Consider the following 17805-nt stretch of genomic DNA (forward strand, 5'->3'; position numbering starts at 1 on the left):
GTGCACCTGATCCTCGTCCTGGTGGGCGCGGTGATGGTGCTGCCCCTGGTGTACGCCGTGCTGTCCGGCTTCAAGTCCACCGACGAGCTCTCCAGCAACCCCTTCGGACTGCCCGAGCACTGGCTGACCGGCAACTACACCCAGATCCTCGGCTCGGGCGACTTCTGGAAGCTGCTCGGCAACAGCACGCTGATCGCGGTGGCGACCACCGTGCTCGTGGTCGCCGTGTCCGCGCTCGCGGCCTTCTCCTTCGCCCGGTTCGCCTTCCGCGGGCGGGAGGTGCTGTTCACCGTCTTCACGATGGGGCTGATGTTCCCCTTCGCGGTGGCGGCCCTGCCACTGTTCCTGCTGGTGCGCTACCTGGGCCTGCTGGACAACCCGCTCGGGGTGATCCTTCCGCAGGCCGCCTTCGCGCTGCCGATGACCATCATCATCCTGCGCGGGTTCTTCCGGCAGATCCCCGGCGAACTGGAGGAGGCGGCCACACTCGACGGCTGCAGCCCCTTCGGCTTCTTCTGGCGGGTGCTGCTGCCCATGGCGCGTCCAGCCCTCGGCACCGTCTCGGTGCTCGCCGTCGTCACCAGCTGGAACAACTTCCTCCTGCCGCTGCTGGTGTTCACCGACAACGCCTGGTGGACGCTCCCCATCGGAGTCCAGCAGTTCCAGGGGCAGTACTCGGCGGAGTACGCACGCGTCTTCGCCTACCTCGTCCTCGCCATGGTTCCCGCCCTGGCCTTCTACTCGGTCGCCGAGCGCCAGCTCGTCAGCGGCCTCACCGCCGGCGCCACGAAGGGCTGACGGGCGCCGCCCGGCGTACGGCTCACCCACACCCCCGCACCGTGAGGAGTCGCACCATGCGCAACACCACCCGCACCCGTTCCCGCGCCCGGCTCAGACTCGCCGGCACCCTCGCCGCCGTCCTGGTCGCCGCCGGCGTCGCCACCGGCCCCGCCGCCCACGCCGGCCAGGGCCACGGCACACCGCTCACCCTGGCCCGCCTCGCCGAACAGCACGGCCGCTACTTCGGCAGCGCCACCGACAACCCCGAACTCACCGACAGCGCCTACACCGCGCTCCTCGGCAGCGAGTTCGACATGATCACGCCCGGCAACGGGATGAAGTGGTACGCCACCGAACCCCAACAGGGCGTGTACGACTGGTCGCAGGGCGACGAGATCGTCCGCCTGGCCCGGCAGCACCACCAGCGGATCCGCGCCCACACCCTGGTCTGGCACAGCCAACTGCCCGACTGGCTCACCGGACGCGACTGGACGGCGGACGAGCTGCGGAGCGTCCTGAAGAAACACATCCTCGCCGAGGTGCGCCACTACCGAGGCAAGGTCTACTCCTGGGACGTCGTCAACGAGGCGTTCAACGAGGACGGCACCTACCGGGAGACCGTCTTCTACAAGACGCTCGGCCCCGGTTACATCGCCGACGCGCTGCGCTGGGCCCACCGGGCCGACCCGCACGCCAAGCTCTACCTCAACGACTACAACATCGAGGCGGTCGGCCCGAAGAGCGACGCCTACTACGCGCTGGCCAAGGACCTGAAGGCGCGGGGCGTCCCGCTCGACGGCGTCGGCCTGCAGGCCCATCTCGCCCTGCAGTACGGCTATCCGGCCACGCTGGAGGACAACCTGCGCCGCTTCTCCCGGCTCGGCCTCGACACCGCGCTCACCGAGGTCGACGTACGGATGCTGCTGCCCGCCGACGAGGCGAAACTCGCGACCCAGGCGCAGTGGTACGCCGACCTGACCACGGCGTGTCTCGCGGTACGGCGCTGCGTGGGCCTCACCGTGTGGGACTACACCGACCGGTACTCGTGGATCCCGGCGTTCTTCCCCGGCGAGGGCGCGGCGCTGCCGTGGGACGAGCGACTGGCTCCCAAACCGGCCTACTTCGCGATCCGGGAGGCGCTGGGCGGCCGGTAGTCAGCCGTGGCGGGCCGGAGGCGCGGTGCTGGCGCGCACCACCAGTTCCGTGCCCAGCTCGACGCGCGGCGAGGCCGGCTGCTCGTCGCGGGCCAGCGCGAGCACCGTACGGGCGGCGAGCCGTCCCATCTCGGTGAAGGGCTGGCGCACGGTGGTGAGCGGCGGGGCGGACCAGCGGACCTCGGGGAGGTCGTCGAACCCGACGACGCTCATGTCCTCCGGCACCCTGAGCCCGCGCCGCCGCAGCGCCTCGACGGCGCCGAGGGCCATCTGGTCGCCGGCCGCGAACACGGCGGTCGGCGGGTCGGGCAGGTCCAGCAGGGCGGTGCAGCCGGCGAAACCGGACTCCGGGCGGAAGTCGCCCGGCACGACGAGGTCCTCGTCCACGGCGAGGCCGGCGCCCTCCAGGGCCGCGCGGTAGCCGTCGAAGCGGGCCCGTGAGCACAGCAGCCGGGGCGGGCCGGTGATCAGGCCTATCCTGCGGTGGCCCAGCGACAGCAGGTGCCCGGTGGCCGCGAGACCGCCGGACCAGTTGGCCGCACCGACGGTGGGGGCGTCGAGCGCGGGGGAGCCCGCCGGATCGACCACCACCAGGGGCACGCCGAGGACGCGCAGTTCGTCGTGCAGGACCGGCTCCCGGGCGGAGGTGACGAGGACGACGCCGTCGGAGGCGCGGGCACGCAGGTTGCGCATCCAGTCCCGCGGGTCGCCCGGGCGTCCGCGCAGCGCCGACACCACGGTGCCGGCGCCGGCGGCGTGGGCGGCCTCCTCGACGCCCCGGATGATCTCCACCGCCCAAGGGCTCCCGAGATCGTCGAAGACCAGGTCGAGCAGGGCGGCGCGGGCGCCGGGAGCGGGGCTGCGTCTGCGGTAGCCGTGCTGGTGCAGCAGGTCCTCGACGCGGGCCCGGGTGCGGGGTGAGACGTCCGACCGGCCGTTGACGACGCGGGAGACCGTGGGGACCGACACTCCGGCCCGCCGGGCGATCTCCGTGATGGTGACCTTGCCCCCGGCCCCGGGCGCCGGTCCGGCGGCGGCCTCGCGTGCTGTCACTTCCCCACCTGCCTTCGCCGACGTGCTCTCGCGAAACTTCCAGGAGTCTTCCGGAAGGCGGGCGACCGTGGGAAGGGGTGGGTCCTTCCGACCGGCCGGGGAAGGGCGCGTACGGGAGGACGAGGACCGGCCCGGGAAGGGCGCGCACGGGGGACTACGCGCAGTGACCGGGCCAGGACGCGCGTCGGGGCCGGTGCGCAGTGGTCGCTGCGATCCGGCCCCTCAGGTGTCGGTGGGCGGTCCGGCGGACCGCCCGACCGGTCCGCTCAGGCGGCTGTCATCACGTGGCCGGCGCCCATGGGGCGGTGCGGCGCGATGATCCGGCCGTCGGGCAGGAGCTCACCGGTGTCCTCGAAGAGCAGAACGCCGTTGCACAGCAGGCTCCAACCCTGTTCCGGGTGGTGCGCCAGAAGGCGCGCGGACTCCCGGTCGGCGGAGACGGCTGTCGGACACGGTGGCTGGTGCTGGCACATGGGTGGGATCTTTCGCGTGGTCGTGAGGTGTGAGTTGGCTGTGCTGTCTGTCCCGCGGCTTGAAGCCTCGTTCATGGCCGCCCCCCGTTGTGATAAGTCGTTCCGAACCCAGTGTTGCCCTACGGAGGCCGATCCGCAGGGATTTCGCGGCACCGCTTCTCACAGGTTGATGACGCTTCACCCCCGGGGATGGTTCATCCGGCGCCGACCGTCACTTCGGGTCATTCGTGGTGACCGGATAGTGCTAGTCGGCACTGGTCACGGGCTTTTCCGGGCTCGGACGAGCCAATTGACGCTCGTACGAGCAAAAGGGAGTTACGGAAAAGAGACGGGGCCGCGCGCGGCGCGCACACGTCGTTGTACCCCGTCTCCGGAATTCGGAGACGGGGTACGAAGAGAATGAGGAGTGCGAGGAGCCGTCGCGCGGCTGCCTGTCAGGCGGCGGGGGACGACAACAGCGGTGCCGGAGTCACCCGGCGGGTCAGGGCGGGCAGCAGTTCGGCGACCCGGTGCGGGCGGTGGGCGGCGATGCCGGGCGGCGCCGGTGCCAGCGGGATCAGCAGATCGGTGCCCGCGGGGTGGCCGGTGGCGCCGTCCGCGGTGGGGTCGTCGTGCAGCCACAGCGTGAGCATGTACAGGCCGGGAACCGACAGCAGCCGCGGCTGGTAGGGCTGCTGCACGGTCTCCGCCTGGCGCAGCGCGAGTTCCGTGGAGGCGATGTAGGGGCCCTCGAAGAAGCGGGAGAACGCCCAGCCGTCGGGGGTCAGCATGGTCTCGGCCGCGGCCACCGCCCGGTCGCCGCAGCGGATCAAAAAGCGCCACCCGGCCAGTCGCGTGGTGGGTGCTCCGGTGGCACTGATGTGCTCCAACACGTGAACGGGCAGGGGGAGTTCGGGGGTGGCGGGTCCCTGGGCGCGCAGCAAGGAGGGAGTTCGGGCCTCGCGGACCGCGGTGGGGGAAGCCAGCGCGGTGAGGACGGAGCGTAGGGCGGGTGCGGGGGCCGGGGGGACATGCAGCGGCATGGTGGGTCGCCTCTCATTCGACAGGCACAAGGGCGCGAGGGCGGGGCGGGGCGGACGGCGCTGTCAGCACACGAGGACAGAGAGACGGGTGCCCTGGTCGGTGAACACGTGGTGGGAGTGAGCCCTGCCGTTCGGCACGTCATCAGGACGGCAGGACAAAGGACCGCGGGCGCCGGCCTTCTGCCTTGTTCGCGGAGTTTATACGACATATGTTCACGCGATGTTTCGGCTAGCCGTTTCCGAGGCGCGGAGCAAGGGTCTATTCGGTCGGCGATCCGCGAGAATCATCCCGATTCCCGGGCGGCGACGCGGCGTTGACCTCGAAAAATGCCGGGCAAGCGGTCGGCCCATTCTCGTCGGCGTTTTTCACGAGTTCATCGGGGCACCTGAAACTGCGTCGTGCCCCATGCCCGGTGAATGTGCCGCCGGTCACCTCCGACAGACTAGCGGGCGCCGGAGCGGCCGGGGACGTTATCGATCGCTTTCGCGGGGCATCATCCCACGTGACCCGCACACCGGCGGCCGAACGCTCGGCCCGCCCACACCGAGGAGGACCCTTCCATGGGCGAGAAGGTCGTGGCAGGGCCGTTCGACCTGTCCGATCGCCAGCGCTACCGCGACAAGCTCCGGCAGAACCTGGCGGCGCTGGAGCGGCTCCTGGCCGAGAAGCGGTTCGATCGCGCGCGGAACCTCCTGGGGCTGGAGATCGAATTGAATCTCACCGGCCCGGACGGTGCACCGAAAATGCTCAACGGGCAGGTTCTGGAGCGCATCGCAAGCCGCGATTTCCAAACAGAACTCGCCATGTTCAACCTGGAAGTCAACATAGCTCCACACGCTTTGAGCGGGCGGGTATTCGACCAGCTCGCCGAGGAAATTCGTACGTCACTGGCATATGCCGACCGGAAAGCGGGCGAGCTCGACGCGGGAATCGTGATGATCGGCATCCTGCCGACCCTCGACCGCGACGACCTGGTCTCCTCCAACCTCTCCGACGTCGACCGCTACGCCCTGCTCAACGAACAGATCGTGGCCGCCCGGGGCGAGGACTTCGCGCTCGACATCGACGGCGTGGAACGCCTCACGTGCACCTCCAAGTCCATCGCGCCTGAAGCCGCCTGCACCTCCGTGCAACTGCACCTCCAGGTCACCCCCGGACGCTTCGCCGACGTCTGGAACGCCGCGCAGGCCGTGGCCGCCGCCCAGGTCGCGGTCGGCGCCAACTCGCCGTTCCTGTTCGGCCGCGAGCTGTGGTGCGAGTCGCGGCCCCCGCTGTTCCAGCAGTCCACCGACACCCGCCCGCCCGAGCTCCAGGCCCAGGGCGTACGGCCGCGCACCTGGTTCGGGGAGCGCTGGATCACCTCCGCCCACGACCTGTTCGAGGAGAACCTGCGCTACTACCCGGCCCTCCTGCCGATCTGCGACGAGGAGGACCCGCTCCAGGTCCTGGACGCCGGCGGGGTGCCGAAGCTCGGCGAACTCGTCCTGCACAACGGCACGGTGTACCGCTGGAACCGGCCCGTCTACGGCATCGCGGACGGCGTCCCGCACCTGCGCGTGGAGAACCGCGTGCTGCCCGCCGGGCCCACCGTCACCGACGTCATCGCCAACGCGGCCTTCTACTACGGTCTGGTGCGCGCCCTCGCCGAGGAGTCGCGCCCGGTGTGGACCAGGCTGCCGTTCGAGGCGGCCGCGGCCAACTTCGACGAGGCGTGCCGGCACGGCATCGACGCCCGGCTGACCTGGCCCCGGCGCGGCCGGTACGGCGGCACGGCCGAGGTCGACGCGGTCAGTCTCGTACGCGACGAGCTGCTGCCGCTGGCCGCGGCCGGCCTGGACGCGTGGGGCATCGAGCCCGCCGACCGGGACCTGTACCTCGGCGTGATCGAGGAGCGCTGCCGGCGCCGGGCCAACGGGGCGACCTGGCAGGCGGCGACGTTCCACCGGGGGCTGGAGGCGGGCCTGTCGCGGGACGAGGCGCTGGCCGCCACGACCCGCCGCTACCGCGAGCTGATGCACGTCGGCGAGCCCGTGCACACCTGGCCGGTGGGGCTGCCGGAGCCGGTGCCGCTGGGGTGAGCGGCCGGGTCAGCGCTGTTCGCCCTGCGCTCCGGCCGCCACGATGGCCTTGAGGATCACCGAGTGGATCTGCGCGGGGTCGCTGACCTGCTGGCCCGAGCCGCCGGTGGCCCGGGCGATCTGCTCGGCCTCCTGGCGGTCGGCGTCCGGTCCTACGGCGATCACGATCAGCGGGACCGGACGCTCGGGGTTGGACAGGGTCTGGAGCTTCTCGACGAGATCGCCGCGGGAGATGCTGCCCGGGTCCTGGTTCACCCCGTCCGTCAGCACGACCAGGGCGTTGAACTTGCCCTCGGCGTAGGAGGAGGTCGCCGCCCGGTACGCGGCGAGCGTGGTGTCGTACAGGCCGGTGGCACCGTTCGCGACCGGTTCCAGGCCGCTGAACGCCGCCGACAGCCGGTCCCGCTGGGTGCCGTCGCCGCTTCGGTCGCCGAGCCGCTTCGTCGGCACGAGGACCCGGTAGTCCCTGTCGCCGTCCAGTTTCGTGGAGAACTTCCACAGGCCGATCTCGTCCTCGGGCGTGAACGTGGCCAGTGCCTGCAGCAGTGAGGCCTTGGTGACGTCCATCCGCGACCGGCCGGTGCCCGGCACGGTCTCCGACATGGACGAGGAGGCGTCCACGACGGTGGTGATCCGGGCGCTCTGCACGGTGATCGTCCACATGCCGAGGGCCTCCTCGACGGCCGCCTCGGTGGCCGGCTGCGGGGCCGACTCGCCGTACGGCTGCGGACTGCTGCCGCCCGCCCGGGCGACGACCGCCTTCGGGGCCTCGCCGGTGGTCCGGAAACCGGACCTCTCCAGGAGACCGCGCTGTTCGGGCCGGCGCAGGTACGTCATGAAGCGGATCGCGGCCCGGCTCTGGTCCGTCGTCAGCCGCGACTGGTCGACCAGCGTGTACGGGTAGTCGAGCCGGGGAGAGCCGTCCTTGGGATAGAACATGTCCAGGTCGTCGGCGGCGTCGGCCGAGGAGTTGTGGGTGAAGGCCGACTGCTCGGTGAGGACGAGAGCCTGGTTGCGCCTGGGATTGCCCTGCTCGGTGCCCGAGGAATCGCGGGGCAGGGTGCCGAGCACCTGGCCGTCGGTGTCGGAGGTGCGCTGCGACAGCGTCTTCATCATGGCCGCGGCCTGGGTGTCCCCGTCCTTCAGGCCGGCGGCCGCGGTGCTCAGCTGGGTGAGCGCCAGCAGCCCGGTCGCACTGCGCGCCGGGTCGGCGGCACCCAGCCTGAGGGTGTCGTCGCGCAGGGTGGCTCCGGCCAGTTCGATCCAGCTGTACGTCCGGTCCGGCCAGCCGAGCGACTTCGCGGACGCCGGGACCACGGCCACGCCGACCGGAGTGGAGGCCACGTTGCCGGCCGCCGTCACCTGGGTCGCGGCCCGGTTCGCGGTGACCCGCTGGACCCACACGTCCGAGTCCGGCACCCACACCTGCGCGTCGGGGCTCCTGCCCGCCATGAGGGTGTCGGCGACCTCGTACGACTCGCGGGCGGTGACGGCGACGGCGACGCACTGGCCGTCGGAGGTGATGTCCGCCGAGCGGGCCCGAGCGGCGGCGGCCCTCAGGGCGGGCGCCAGGTCCGGGGAGGCGGCCAGCTTCAGCCGCACCGCGTCGTCCTGGCAGGAGGAACCGAAGGAGAGGAGTCCGCTGCGCACCGCTGCGGCCGCACCGCCGGCGACGATGAGCACGAGGACCGCGGCCACGGCCACCGTGCGGCGGCGTGCGCGTACGCGGGGGTCGCTGCCGCCCGCCCCATACTGATCGGGCAAGCTGTGACGTCCCATGACGGTGGTGCCCCTCCCTGTCGAACCTCGTGCCGCAGTACGGCCGTACGGCATGCGAAAGGGGGAGGCACGCCCGTACGGCGTCCGTCCCCCAACGGCCTGTCACGCACGATCTTCGTAAGTTCTTTCGAGACCCTAGCGGGGCGCCGGTGGGCGTGAGGCAGGAACACTCAACTGGAGGCAGGTGTGCAGGCGGAGGCGGGCCCGGTGGCCGATTCTTTCTCTCAGGACGGGCCCTCACGACGAATTCTCCGGGACGAGACACTGCTCGTCCTGGCCCTGTCGCTCGGTGCGAGCGGCGTGTCCGCCCTGATCAGCTTTGTCGGATCGGTCACGAAGCCGGGGGGTCTCAAGAACCAGGCGACCACGCTCGTCGGCTCGGCCGCACCCGGCCGTCCCTGGCTGGATCTCGCCTGGCAGCTGTTCGGGATCGCCTCGGCGCTGGTGCCGGTGGCCCTGGTCGCGCACCTCCTGCTGCGGGAGGGGCAGGGCCTGCGCACGCTCGGTTTCGACCGTACCCGGCCCTGGCCCGACCTCGGCCGCGGGGCCGGGGTGGCGGCCGTGATCGGCAGTACCGGGATCGCGTTCTACCTGGCCGCGCGCGGGCTGGGCTTCAACCTGACGGTGGTGCCAGAGGCGCTGCCCGACGTGTGGTGGAAGTTCCCGGTGCTGGTCCTCGCTGCGCTGCAGAACGCGATCCTCGAAGAGGTCATCGTCGTCGGTTACCTGCTGCGCCGGCTCGGCCAGCTGGGCTGGACCCCGGCCGCCGCGCTGGTGGCCAGTTCCGTACTGCGCGGCTCCTACCACCTCTACCAGGGCATCGGCGGCTTCCTCGGCAACATGGCGATGGGTGTGGTCTTCGTGTACCTGTACCGCCGCTGGGGTCGGGTGGGCCCCCTGGTGGTGGCGCATTCCCTGCTCGACATCGGGGCGTTCGTCGGCTACGCGCTGCTGGCCGGGAAGGTGGGGTGGCTGCCCACGGGGTGAGGGGGCGGCCGAGGGGCGTACATGTTGTGCCGTACGTCCCTCGGCCGTACGTCCCATTCCCGCCGTGCGGTCCATTCCCGCCGTGCGGTCCGGTCCCGCCGTGCGGCCCCGGCGCGCCGCATGTCTCGGCGCGCCGTCAGGCCAGCAGTTCGCCTTCGATCACCGTCACCGCACGCCCGGTGAGCAGGGTGCGCTCACCGCGCAGTTCCGTGCGGACGCGGCCGGAGCGCGCGGACGCCTGGAGGCCGGTGAGCACGGGGCGGCCCAGACGCTCCGACCAGAACGGTGCGAGAGCCGTGTGGGCGCTGCCGGTGACCGGGTCCTCGTCGATGCCGACGTTCGGGAAGAAGCAGCGGGACACGAAGTCGTAGCCCAGGGCCGGGTTCTCGGCGCGGGCGGTGGCGATGACACCCCGCTCGGAGTACGCCCCGAGCGCCCGGTGGTCGGGGGAGAGACCGAGGACCGTCTTCTCGTCGGCCAACTCCAGCAGCAGGTCGCCGACGTACGGACCCGTGTCGAGGGCGGCGAGCGGTACGGCGCCGAGGGCCTCGGCGACCCCGTCCGGGACCTCGACCGGAGCGATCGGGGCCGTCGGGAAGTCCAGGGTGATCGAACCGTCCTCGTGGGGCGACGCGACGAGGACACCGCTGCGGGTGGCGAACCGCACCGGGCCCTCATGGGCGCCGGTCGTGCGCAGGACGTGGGCGGTGGCGAGCGTCGCGTGTCCGCACAGGGCGACCTCGGCCGCGGGCGTGAACCAGCGCAGCGCCCAGTCCGCGTCCCCGCCCGCGGGGAGGCGGTGCGCGAAGGCGGTCTCCGCGTGGTTGACCTCCAGGGCGACCCGCTGGAGGCGCTCGTCGTCCGGGAAGTCGTCCAGGAGCAGCACCCCGGCCGGGTTGCCGGCGAAGGGACGGTCGGTGAAGGCGTCGACAATTCGGATGCGCATGCCCCGACGCTAGAGGCCGTGCGACCTGCCGGACCAAGGCCAATCGCGGGTCGCTGGACCGATTTCGGGCGCGGGGCAGGGAGCGGTCGGGCGGGGAGGGGGTGTGCGGCACGAGCCCGGGCGAGGTGCGGGGCCGCCGACCGCCGCCTACCGTGAGTACGGCGCCGGAGCGGGCCGGCCGCCTGGTCGCTCGCCGGGCGCCTCGCCCGTGGCGGGTGAGGCGGCCGGCCGCGACGTCCGTTGCCATGGAGCTGGCGGACGGGGACATGCCGGCCGCCGCCCGGCGGACTCCGCCGGCATCCCGGGCCGACTCGGCGAGGTGGACACGGTGAGGCACTGGCGGGCATTGATCGTCCTGGGCACGGCCCAGTTCCTGATGGTCCTGGACACGTCCGTCATGAACGTCTCCATCAGCCAACTGGTCGAGGACTTCGACACCGAGGTCACCGCCATCCAGGCCGTCATCACGCTGTACGCCCTGGTCATGGCCGCCTTCATGATCATCGGTGGTCGGCTGGGAGACATCCTCGGCCGCCGCCGCGTCTTCCTCCTCGGTCTCATGGTCTACGGCGTCGGGTCGGCCCTCACCGCCGTGTCACCCACCCTGTGGGTCCTCGTGCTGGGCTGGTCGGTCATCGAGGGGCTCGGCGCCGCGATGGTGCTGCCGGCCATGGCGGCCCTGGTCGCCGAGGCCTACCGGGGACGGGACCGGGCCGTCGCCTACGGCGTCATCGGCGGACTCGCCGGCGCCGGCATCGCGGTCGGCCCCCTGCTCGGCGGCTGGGTGACGACGTACCTCACCTGGCGGCTGGTCTTCGCCGGTGAGGTCGTGGTCGTCGCCGCCGTCCTGTGCCTGCGCAAGGCGATCACGGAGACCACCCGGACCGGCCCTCGCCCCCGGCTGGACGGCGTCGGCGCCGCGCTCTCCGCGACCGGCCTGGCGCTCGGCGTGCTCGGCGTGCTGCAGAGCAGCAGCTGGGGCTGGCTGGAACCCCGCAACCCGCCCTTCACCGTGCTGGGCTTCGCGCCGACGCTCTTCGTCATCGCGGCCGGGGTGGCCGTACTGGCCGTCTTCGTGCGCTGGGAACGCCACCGGGAGGCACGCGGTGCCGACCCCCTGGTCCACCTGGCCCTGCTGCGGATTCCGCCGCTGCGCTCCGGTCTGATGGCCCTGCTCAGCCAGAACCTCATCCTGCTGGGACTGTTCTTCGCCATCCCGCTCTATCTCCAGGTCGTCCAGGGTTTCAACGCCTTCGAGACGGGCCTGAGGCTGCTCCCCGTGTCCGTCACCATGCTCGTCGCCTCCCTCGGCGCGTCCCGGCTCGGACGCTTCGCCGGACCGCGCCAGGTGGTCCGGCTGGCCCTGGTGATCCTGGTCGCCGCCATCGTGTGGCTGCTGGCGACCATCGACCCGGTCATCGACGACGCCCAGTTCGCCGGAGCCATGGCCCTGCTCGGGGTGGGCGTCGGCCTGCTCGCCTCCCAGCTCGGCAACGTGGTGCAGTCGAGCGTGGGCGAGGAGGAGCGCAGCGAGGTCGGCGGTCTCCAGTTCACCGCCCAGAACCTGGGCTCCGCCCTGGGCACCGCGCTCATCGGATCGATCCTCATCGGCGCCCTCGCGAACGCCTTCACCACCCAGGTGCAGGACAACCCGCGCCTGTCGGCGGAGACCCAGCAGCAGACGAGCGTCGCCCTGGAGGCCGGGATCAGCTTCGTCCCCACCGGCGAGGTGCGCACGGCGGCGGAGGACGCCGGGCTGCCGCCCGCGGAGGTCGACGCCGTCACGGACTCCTACGCGACGGCGCAGCTGGACGGACTGCGGGCCGCGATCCTCGCCACCGGAGGCATCACGCTCGCCGCCTTCCTGGTCACACCGCACCTGCCCACCGGTGGCGCGGGCCGCACGAAACGGCCCGACACCGGCCGGGCACCCGCCGGCGCGCTCGACCCGACACCCCGTGTGTGACGAGCCGGCCGGCCGGACGGGACCGAGGATCCGCCGCGCCGATTCCCGGGGCCCGGCGCCCCGACCGTGAAGGGAGGCCGCGATGGCCACGGCCGGACAGACCACACCCCGTCCCCACCGGGGGGAGCGCGGCGCCGACGCCGACTACACCGGTGGCGTCTACGGCTCCATGATCGCCTCCTCCGTGATCCTCGGCGCCGGCACCCTGGGTTCCTTCCCGCACCTGGAGCTCGTGCTGCTGCTCCTGCTCACCGGGGTGGCGTTCTGGGTCGCGCACGTGCACGCCCAGCTGTTCGGCGAGCGCCTGGCGCAGCGGCAGCTGAGCCGCCGGGTGGTGCTGCGCGTCTGCCGGGAGGAGTGGCCGATCGTCGAGGCGTCGGGCCCGCCGGCGATCGCCGTGGCCGTCAGCCCGCTGCTCGGCCTCGGAGTCGACGGCGCCCTGTGGCTGGCGCTCGGGGTGGCCGTGGCCGGGCAGGTGGGCTGGTCGGCGGCCGCGGCACGGCACGCGGGTGCCGCCTGGCGTCTGGTGGTCACCGCGGCCTCGATCAACCTCCTGCTGGGGCTCGTGATCATCTCGTTCAAGCTGTTCCTCACGCACTGACGACGCGTCGACGCAGCTCACCACCCGTGGGCGCGGGAGTATCACCTCCGCAGGGTGAGGTCGTACGGCGTGGCGGGACGGACCATCGAAGGGCAGACGAAGGGCGCGGCCCGCCTGTCCCAGGCCACCGGGGGAGAGCAGCTGATGCGCTATGAGATCCGCGTCGAGGGACATATGTCCGAGACGCTGACCAGTGCCTTCCCGGAACTCGAGCATGTGCTGATGTCCGGGCAGACCGTCCTGTTCGGCCCCGTGGTCGACGAGGCCCACCTGTACGGCCTCCTGGCCCGCTGCCAGTCCCTGGGCCTACGGGTGATGGAGATGCGCCAACTGCCGGAGTGACGGGCCGGACGCGGAGCATGTGCCACGGCCACGGCGCGGGGCGGGTGCGGAGCCCCCGCCCGTTGTTCCCGCCTCCACCCGCTACTCCCGCCCCTGGCGGCGGAGGCCCGCCTGGACCGCTCCGGCGAGGATCCGCGCGGCGACGCCCACCAGGAGCAGCCCGCCGGCCATCTGGAACATCGTCGCCACCCGGCCGGTCTGGGAGCGGGCGGTGATGTCGCCGTAGCCGACCGTGGAGAACGTGGTCATGGTGAAGTACAGGGCGTCCGTCCTGGTCAGCGGCTCGCTGAAGGACCCGGGGGTGGAGCGTTCCAGCAGGTAGTAGCCGCTCGCGAAGAGCACCAGGTACATCACCAGCGTGGCGGCGAGGGCCTCGACGGCCTTCAGCCGCGGGTGGGACGAGCGGACGATCGCGCGGACCTCCCACACGAAGACGAGGGCGACCGCCACCAGGCCGGTCACCAGCAGGACAGAGGTGCCGCCGCTGACGTTCTCGTCGAGAGGCAGCAGGTAGTACGCGGTGAGCAGCCCCACCGTGACGCCCAGCGCACGCGCCAGCGCCAGGGCGGCCGCGCGCCGGCCGGTTCGCCCCCGGACAGGGGCCGTACCGGACGGCGCCGGCCCCTTCCCGGCAGCCTCTGGATCTTCCATGTGTCTTTTCGTCCGTTCCGCCGCTCACGGGCGCGGCCTCGGCGTCCCACCCCATCGTCGGGTAAACGCGCCGGGATCACCCGTCGAGGGTGATCCGGACGCCGCCGGCCGGCGGGAGTCTGGGTGCGTGAGGTCACCGCACACCGCCCCGTCGGCGGTCCGGATGCGACCCGTTGGATCGTGCGAGGAGGAGCCATGACCGTGTCGCGTGATCCGGCATCGCGTACCGGACCGGAACACAGGCCCGACGGGGCGGCCCCTCCGGCCGCCGACGACCCCGCCGAGGTGCTGGCGAAGCTCGGGCGGTCCTGGACGTGGATCCTCGGCTCGGCCGTCGCCACCCTCGTCCCGGGCATCCTGGTACTGGTCTGGCCGGACGAGACCCTCAACGTGCTGGCGATCCTCATCGGCCTGTACCTGCTGGTCACCGGGTCGTTCCGGTTCGTCGCCACCTTCGCCCGCGACGACCACGGCGAGCGGCTGCCCAGCCTGCTCCTCGCGGTGCTGTACGTCCTGGCCGGAGTGCTCTGCCTGCGCAACCCGCTGCAGACCATCGCCGCGCTCTCGCTGATCGTCGGTGTCGTCTGGCTGGTGTCCGGCATCCTCACCCTCTACACGGCCCTCGCAGCCAAGGACCTGCCCCACCGCGGCTTCGTCATCGGCGCCGCGGTGATCGCGGTTCTCGCGGGGATCGTGGTGCTCGCCCTGCCCGCCGAGTCGGCCCTGGCGCTGACCCGCCTGCTCGGCCTGTGGCTCGTGCTGCTGGGGCTGGTCGAGGTGGCGGTCGCGTTCGCGTGGCGGGCCGCCCTGCGCAGGTCGCGGGCCGCGCTGCAGCAGGACCCGGCGGGCACCGTCTGAGCGCCGGCCCGCTGACCCGGGCGCCCGGCCCGGTGCGCGGCCACCGCCCGGCAGGACGCGCGCCGTCCCGTCGTACGGCTCCCTCGTGACCGTACGGGTCCCGGCCCCGCCTCTCCACCGCGGACGCCCGACTTCCGTACGCCCTCAGCGCCTTGACGCCGCGTCACCTCATGGACGACAGCCGGCCGCGGCTGGGAACGGCACCGACCTCGAGGAGGAGCCATGGACCCGTCGGGCAGCGCCCCCGAACCGGCCCACTCCGGGAGAACCACGCAGTCCGGTGCCGAGCTCAGCGCGGCGGAACGGGCGGAGTACGAACGGCTGCGCCGGGCCGCGGGAATGCGCCACAAGGGACTGCGCCGGGCGGGTGCCGGAATCCTGCTGGTGCTGACCCTGGTACTGGCGCCCCTGGCCGTCGTCGCCGTGTGGGTGAACGACATCGTCTCCGACACCGACCGGTACGTGCAGACCGTCGCGCCCCTCGCCTCGGACCCGGCCGTACAGAAGACCGTGACCGACCGGCTGACCGCCCGGGTGGTGAAGAAGGTCGACGTCAGGGCGGTGACGGACTCGCTCACCAAGGTCCTCGAGGACGCCGGGTCCCCGCCCCGCGTGGTGCAGGGCGCGCAGGCGCTCGAAGCCCCGCTGCGCTCCGCGGTCGACACGGTGGTGCGCCGCAACGTCGAACGGGTCGTCACCAGCGACGCGTTCCGGCAGGCGTGGGAGGACTCGAACCGGCGGGCGCACGCCGCCGTGGTCGGCATGCTCACCGGCGAGGGGCAGGGCGCGCTGCGCGCCGAGGGGGACAGCATCCAGCTCGACATCGGCACCGTGGTCGACCAGGTACGGCAACGCCTCGTCGACCGGGGCTTCGACAAGGCGGCCGCCATCCCGGACAGCGAACGGACGGTCACCCTCTTCCGCACCGAGGAACTGGGCAAGGCCCAGGACGGGATGCGGCTGCTGGACATCCTCGGCACCTGGCTGCCCCTGGTGGTGCTCGCCCTCGGCGCCCTCACGGTGTGGACGGCCCCTGGACACCGCCTGATGCTGATGATCACGTCCCTCGGCGTCAGCGTGATGATGGTGGTGCTGCTCGTCGCGCTGGCCGTCGTACGACGGGTGTACCTGGACGCGGTGCCCGTCGGCGCGCTGCCGCCCGACACCGCCGCCGCGATCTTCGACACCTTCCTGCGCTTCCTGCGGGACAGCACGCGCACCCTGCTGGTCGTCTTCCTGATCGTGGCGCTGACGGCCTATCTCTACGGCCCCGGGCGTCCGGCCCGCTGGACCCGGGCGATGACCCATCGCGGTGCCACGGCGGCCGGCCGGACGCTGAGCGGCGCCGGACTGCGCACCGGGTCGGCCGGGCGCTGGCTCGGCACCCACCACACCTGGATCACGGGTGTGGCCATCGGGGCGGGCGCGCTGACGCTGCTGCTCTGGAACCACCCCACGATCGGCGGGGTGGTGCTGGTCGTCGGTCTGATCCTGATCGTGCTCGCGCTGGTGGCGGTGCTGGCCGCCGCGGCCGCCGAACCGGACCGGACCGCCCGGGGCACCGGGGATGCGGTCCCGTGAGCCGGGGCGGCGGCCCGCACGCTCACCCTTCTCGGGTGAGGACGACGGCGCTCGCCGCGGGCACGCTGACTACGTCATCGAACTGCTGCCGGGCGAAGGCCCGGATCGGAGGAAAGACATGAGTGGGCAGACGTACCTCGCCTACGACTATCCGCTGCTGAGCGTCTTCTGGTCCATGCTGGTGTTCTTCGTGTGGATCATGTGGTTCGTTCTGCTGTTCCGGATCGTCGTGGACATCTTCCGGGACGACACGATGAGCGGCTGGGCCAAGGGCGGCTGGCTGGTCTTCGTCGTCTTCCTGCCCTTCCTGGGCGTGTTCGTCTACGTGATCGCCCGTGGCAAGAACATGGGCCGGCGTGAGGTGGCGCAGGCGCGCGACCAGCAGATGGCGTTCGACAGCTACATCCGGCAGACCGCACAGGGCGGCGACGGCCGGACCAGCAGCGTCGACGAGCTCGCCAAGCTCTCCGAGATCCGTGCCCGCGGCGACATCTCGGACGACGAGTTCCGCAGGGCCAAGGAACTGGTCCTGAGCGGCTCCGGTCCCGCCGAACGCACCGGCGCCACGCCCGCGGCCCCCACCGCGTCCGCCCGCTGACGGCGCCCGCACGAGAAAGCACAAGGAAGGCGGTAGCCGATGTGCCGGTGGCTGGCCTACTCGGGAACACCCATCCTGCTCGACGCGATCCTCTACCGACCGGCGCACTCGCTGATCGACCAGAGCCTGCACTCCAAGCTGGGCGTCGAGACGACCAACGGCGACGGGTTCGGCGTCGGCTGGTACGCGACGGACGTCGACACTCCGGCGGTCGTCCGGGACACCGCCCCGGCGTGGAGCAACCGCAACCTGCGGGAGATCGCCAACCACGTCCGTTCGCATCAGTTCTTCGCGCACATCCGGGCCTCGACCGGGACGGCGGTGCAGCAGACCAACTGCCACCCGTTCCGGCACGGCCACTGGATGTGGATGCACAACGGGGCGATCGCCGAATTCCACCGGATGCGGCGTGACCTGGCCCTCGTCGTGGACCCGGACCTCTTCCTCGACATCGAGGGGTCGACGGACTCCGAGATGATGTTCTTCCTGGCCCTCACCTTCGGCCTGGAGAAGGACCCGCCGGGCGCCGTGGCGCGGATGGCGGGCCTGGTGGAGGAGGTCGGGCACCGGCACGGCGTGGAGTTCCCGCTGCAGATGACGGTGGCGGTGACCGACGGGCGGGGCCTGTGGGCCTTCCGCTACTCCAGCCAGGGTGCCTCCCGCTCGCTGTACTACAGCACCAAGGTCGAGACGCTCCGGGCGCTGCACCCGGACGTGGCGTTCCTCCGCGGGATATCCGACGACACCCGCCTCTTCGTCTCCGAGCCGCTGGGCGACCTGCCCGGCGCCTGGAACGAGGTCCCAGAGAACACCTACGGCGTGGTCCGCCCGGGAGAGGACGACCAGGACCTGCTCCCCTTCACCCCCATGGCCGCGTAGCGGACACCGGTGGGGCGCAGCAAGCGCGCGGGACTCCCCGGGGACCATCGTCCCCG

At 72.0% G+C, this 17805-nt stretch carries 17 protein-coding genes; 11 read left to right on the forward strand and 6 right to left on the reverse strand.

The genetic code is table 11. The features are described from left to right. Positions 1–33: 33 nt before the first annotated feature. Complete coding sequence (locus tag ABZT03_RS32175) at positions 34–798, forward strand: carbohydrate ABC transporter permease (protein WP_356045994.1); 765 nt, start codon at positions 34–36, stop codon at positions 796–798. Between the two features lie 56 nt (positions 799–854). Further along, a complete protein-coding gene (locus ABZT03_RS32180; protein ID WP_356045964.1) occupies positions 855–1934 on the forward strand; it encodes an endo-1,4-beta-xylanase in 1080 nt (359 codons plus the stop codon). On the opposite strand, the gene ABZT03_RS32185 is transcribed toward ABZT03_RS32180, so the two are convergent. The 3 genes from ABZT03_RS32185 to ABZT03_RS32195 form a co-directional block, all read right to left on the reverse strand. Continuing rightward, positions 1935–2987 carry a LacI family DNA-binding transcriptional regulator gene (locus ABZT03_RS32185; protein ID WP_356045966.1) on the reverse strand — a complete coding sequence of 351 codons (1053 nt, stop codon included), beginning with the start codon at positions 2985–2987 and terminating at the stop codon, positions 1935–1937. A gap of 266 nt (positions 2988–3253) precedes the next feature. Then, positions 3254–3460 (reverse strand): DUF5999 family protein, encoded by a 207-nt coding sequence (locus ABZT03_RS32190; RefSeq protein ID WP_356045968.1) that lies wholly within the window; start codon positions 3458–3460, stop codon positions 3254–3256. A gap of 434 nt (positions 3461–3894) precedes the next feature. Next, complete coding sequence (locus ABZT03_RS32195; RefSeq protein WP_356045970.1) at positions 3895–4482, reverse strand: hypothetical protein; 588 nt, start codon at positions 4480–4482, stop codon at positions 3895–3897. A gap of 561 nt (positions 4483–5043) precedes the next feature. Between ABZT03_RS32195 and ABZT03_RS32200 the strand changes: the two genes are divergently transcribed. Then, positions 5044–6561 carry a glutamate--cysteine ligase gene (locus ABZT03_RS32200; RefSeq protein WP_356045972.1) on the forward strand — a complete coding sequence of 506 codons (1518 nt, stop codon included), beginning with the start codon at positions 5044–5046 and terminating at the stop codon, positions 6559–6561. Positions 6562–6570: 9 nt separating this feature from the next. Here the strand turns inward: ABZT03_RS32200 and ABZT03_RS32205 are convergent, their stop codons facing one another. Further along, positions 6571–8340: a substrate-binding and VWA domain-containing protein gene (locus ABZT03_RS32205; protein ID WP_356045973.1), complete on the reverse strand. Its 1770-nt coding sequence runs from the start codon at positions 8338–8340 to the stop codon at positions 6571–6573. Positions 8341–8526: 186 nt separating this feature from the next. On the opposite strand from ABZT03_RS32205, the gene ABZT03_RS32210 reads away from it, so the two are divergent. Next, a complete protein-coding gene (locus ABZT03_RS32210) occupies positions 8527–9327 on the forward strand; it encodes a type II CAAX endopeptidase family protein (RefSeq protein WP_356045975.1) in 801 nt (266 codons plus the stop codon). Between the two features lie 136 nt (positions 9328–9463). On the opposite strand, the gene ABZT03_RS32215 is transcribed toward ABZT03_RS32210, so the two are convergent. Then, positions 9464–10273, reverse strand: a complete 810-nt coding sequence (locus ABZT03_RS32215) for a PhzF family phenazine biosynthesis protein (RefSeq protein WP_356045977.1) — start codon at positions 10271–10273, stop codon at positions 9464–9466. A gap of 328 nt (positions 10274–10601) precedes the next feature. Here ABZT03_RS32215 and ABZT03_RS32220 point away from each other — a divergent pair, with 328 nt between their 5' ends. From ABZT03_RS32220 to ABZT03_RS32230, 3 genes are all read left to right on the forward strand, one after another. After that, positions 10602–12239 carry an MFS transporter gene (locus ABZT03_RS32220; RefSeq protein ID WP_356045979.1) on the forward strand — a complete coding sequence of 546 codons (1638 nt, stop codon included), beginning with the start codon at positions 10602–10604 and terminating at the stop codon, positions 12237–12239. 82 nt (positions 12240–12321) lie between these two features. Further along, positions 12322–12840 carry a hypothetical protein gene (locus tag ABZT03_RS32225; RefSeq protein WP_356045981.1) on the forward strand — a complete coding sequence of 173 codons (519 nt, stop codon included), beginning with the start codon at positions 12322–12324 and terminating at the stop codon, positions 12838–12840. A 144-nt stretch (positions 12841–12984) separates the two neighbouring features. Further along, a complete protein-coding gene (locus ABZT03_RS32230; protein ID WP_356045996.1) occupies positions 12985–13182 on the forward strand; it encodes a hypothetical protein in 198 nt (65 codons plus the stop codon). Positions 13183–13263: 81 nt separating this feature from the next. Here ABZT03_RS32230 and ABZT03_RS32235 read toward each other — a convergent pair whose 3' ends face one another. Next, on the reverse strand, positions 13264–13833 hold the full coding sequence (locus tag ABZT03_RS32235) for an ion channel (protein ID WP_356045983.1): 570 nt from the start codon (positions 13831–13833) through the stop codon (positions 13264–13266). A 195-nt stretch (positions 13834–14028) separates the two neighbouring features. Here ABZT03_RS32235 and ABZT03_RS32240 point away from each other — a divergent pair, with 195 nt between their 5' ends. From ABZT03_RS32240 to ABZT03_RS32255, 4 genes are all read left to right on the forward strand, one after another. Then, positions 14029–14691 carry a DUF308 domain-containing protein gene (locus ABZT03_RS32240; protein WP_356045985.1) on the forward strand — a complete coding sequence of 221 codons (663 nt, stop codon included), beginning with the start codon at positions 14029–14031 and terminating at the stop codon, positions 14689–14691. A gap of 222 nt (positions 14692–14913) precedes the next feature. Continuing rightward, positions 14914–16272, forward strand: coding sequence for a hypothetical protein (locus ABZT03_RS32245; protein ID WP_356045986.1), 1359 nt, complete (start codon positions 14914–14916; stop codon positions 16270–16272). Between the two features lie 118 nt (positions 16273–16390). Beyond that, positions 16391–16870 carry an SHOCT domain-containing protein gene (locus ABZT03_RS32250; protein WP_356045987.1) on the forward strand — a complete coding sequence of 160 codons (480 nt, stop codon included), beginning with the start codon at positions 16391–16393 and terminating at the stop codon, positions 16868–16870. A 39-nt stretch (positions 16871–16909) separates the two neighbouring features. After that, a complete protein-coding gene (locus ABZT03_RS32255; RefSeq protein WP_356045989.1) occupies positions 16910–17749 on the forward strand; it encodes a class II glutamine amidotransferase in 840 nt (279 codons plus the stop codon). Positions 17750–17805 lie beyond the last annotated feature (56 nt).

Origin of the sequence: Streptomyces sp. NPDC005574, assembly GCF_040605435.1 — a bacterium.
In the GTDB taxonomy this organism is placed as follows: domain Bacteria; phylum Actinomycetota; class Actinomycetes; order Streptomycetales; family Streptomycetaceae; genus Streptomyces.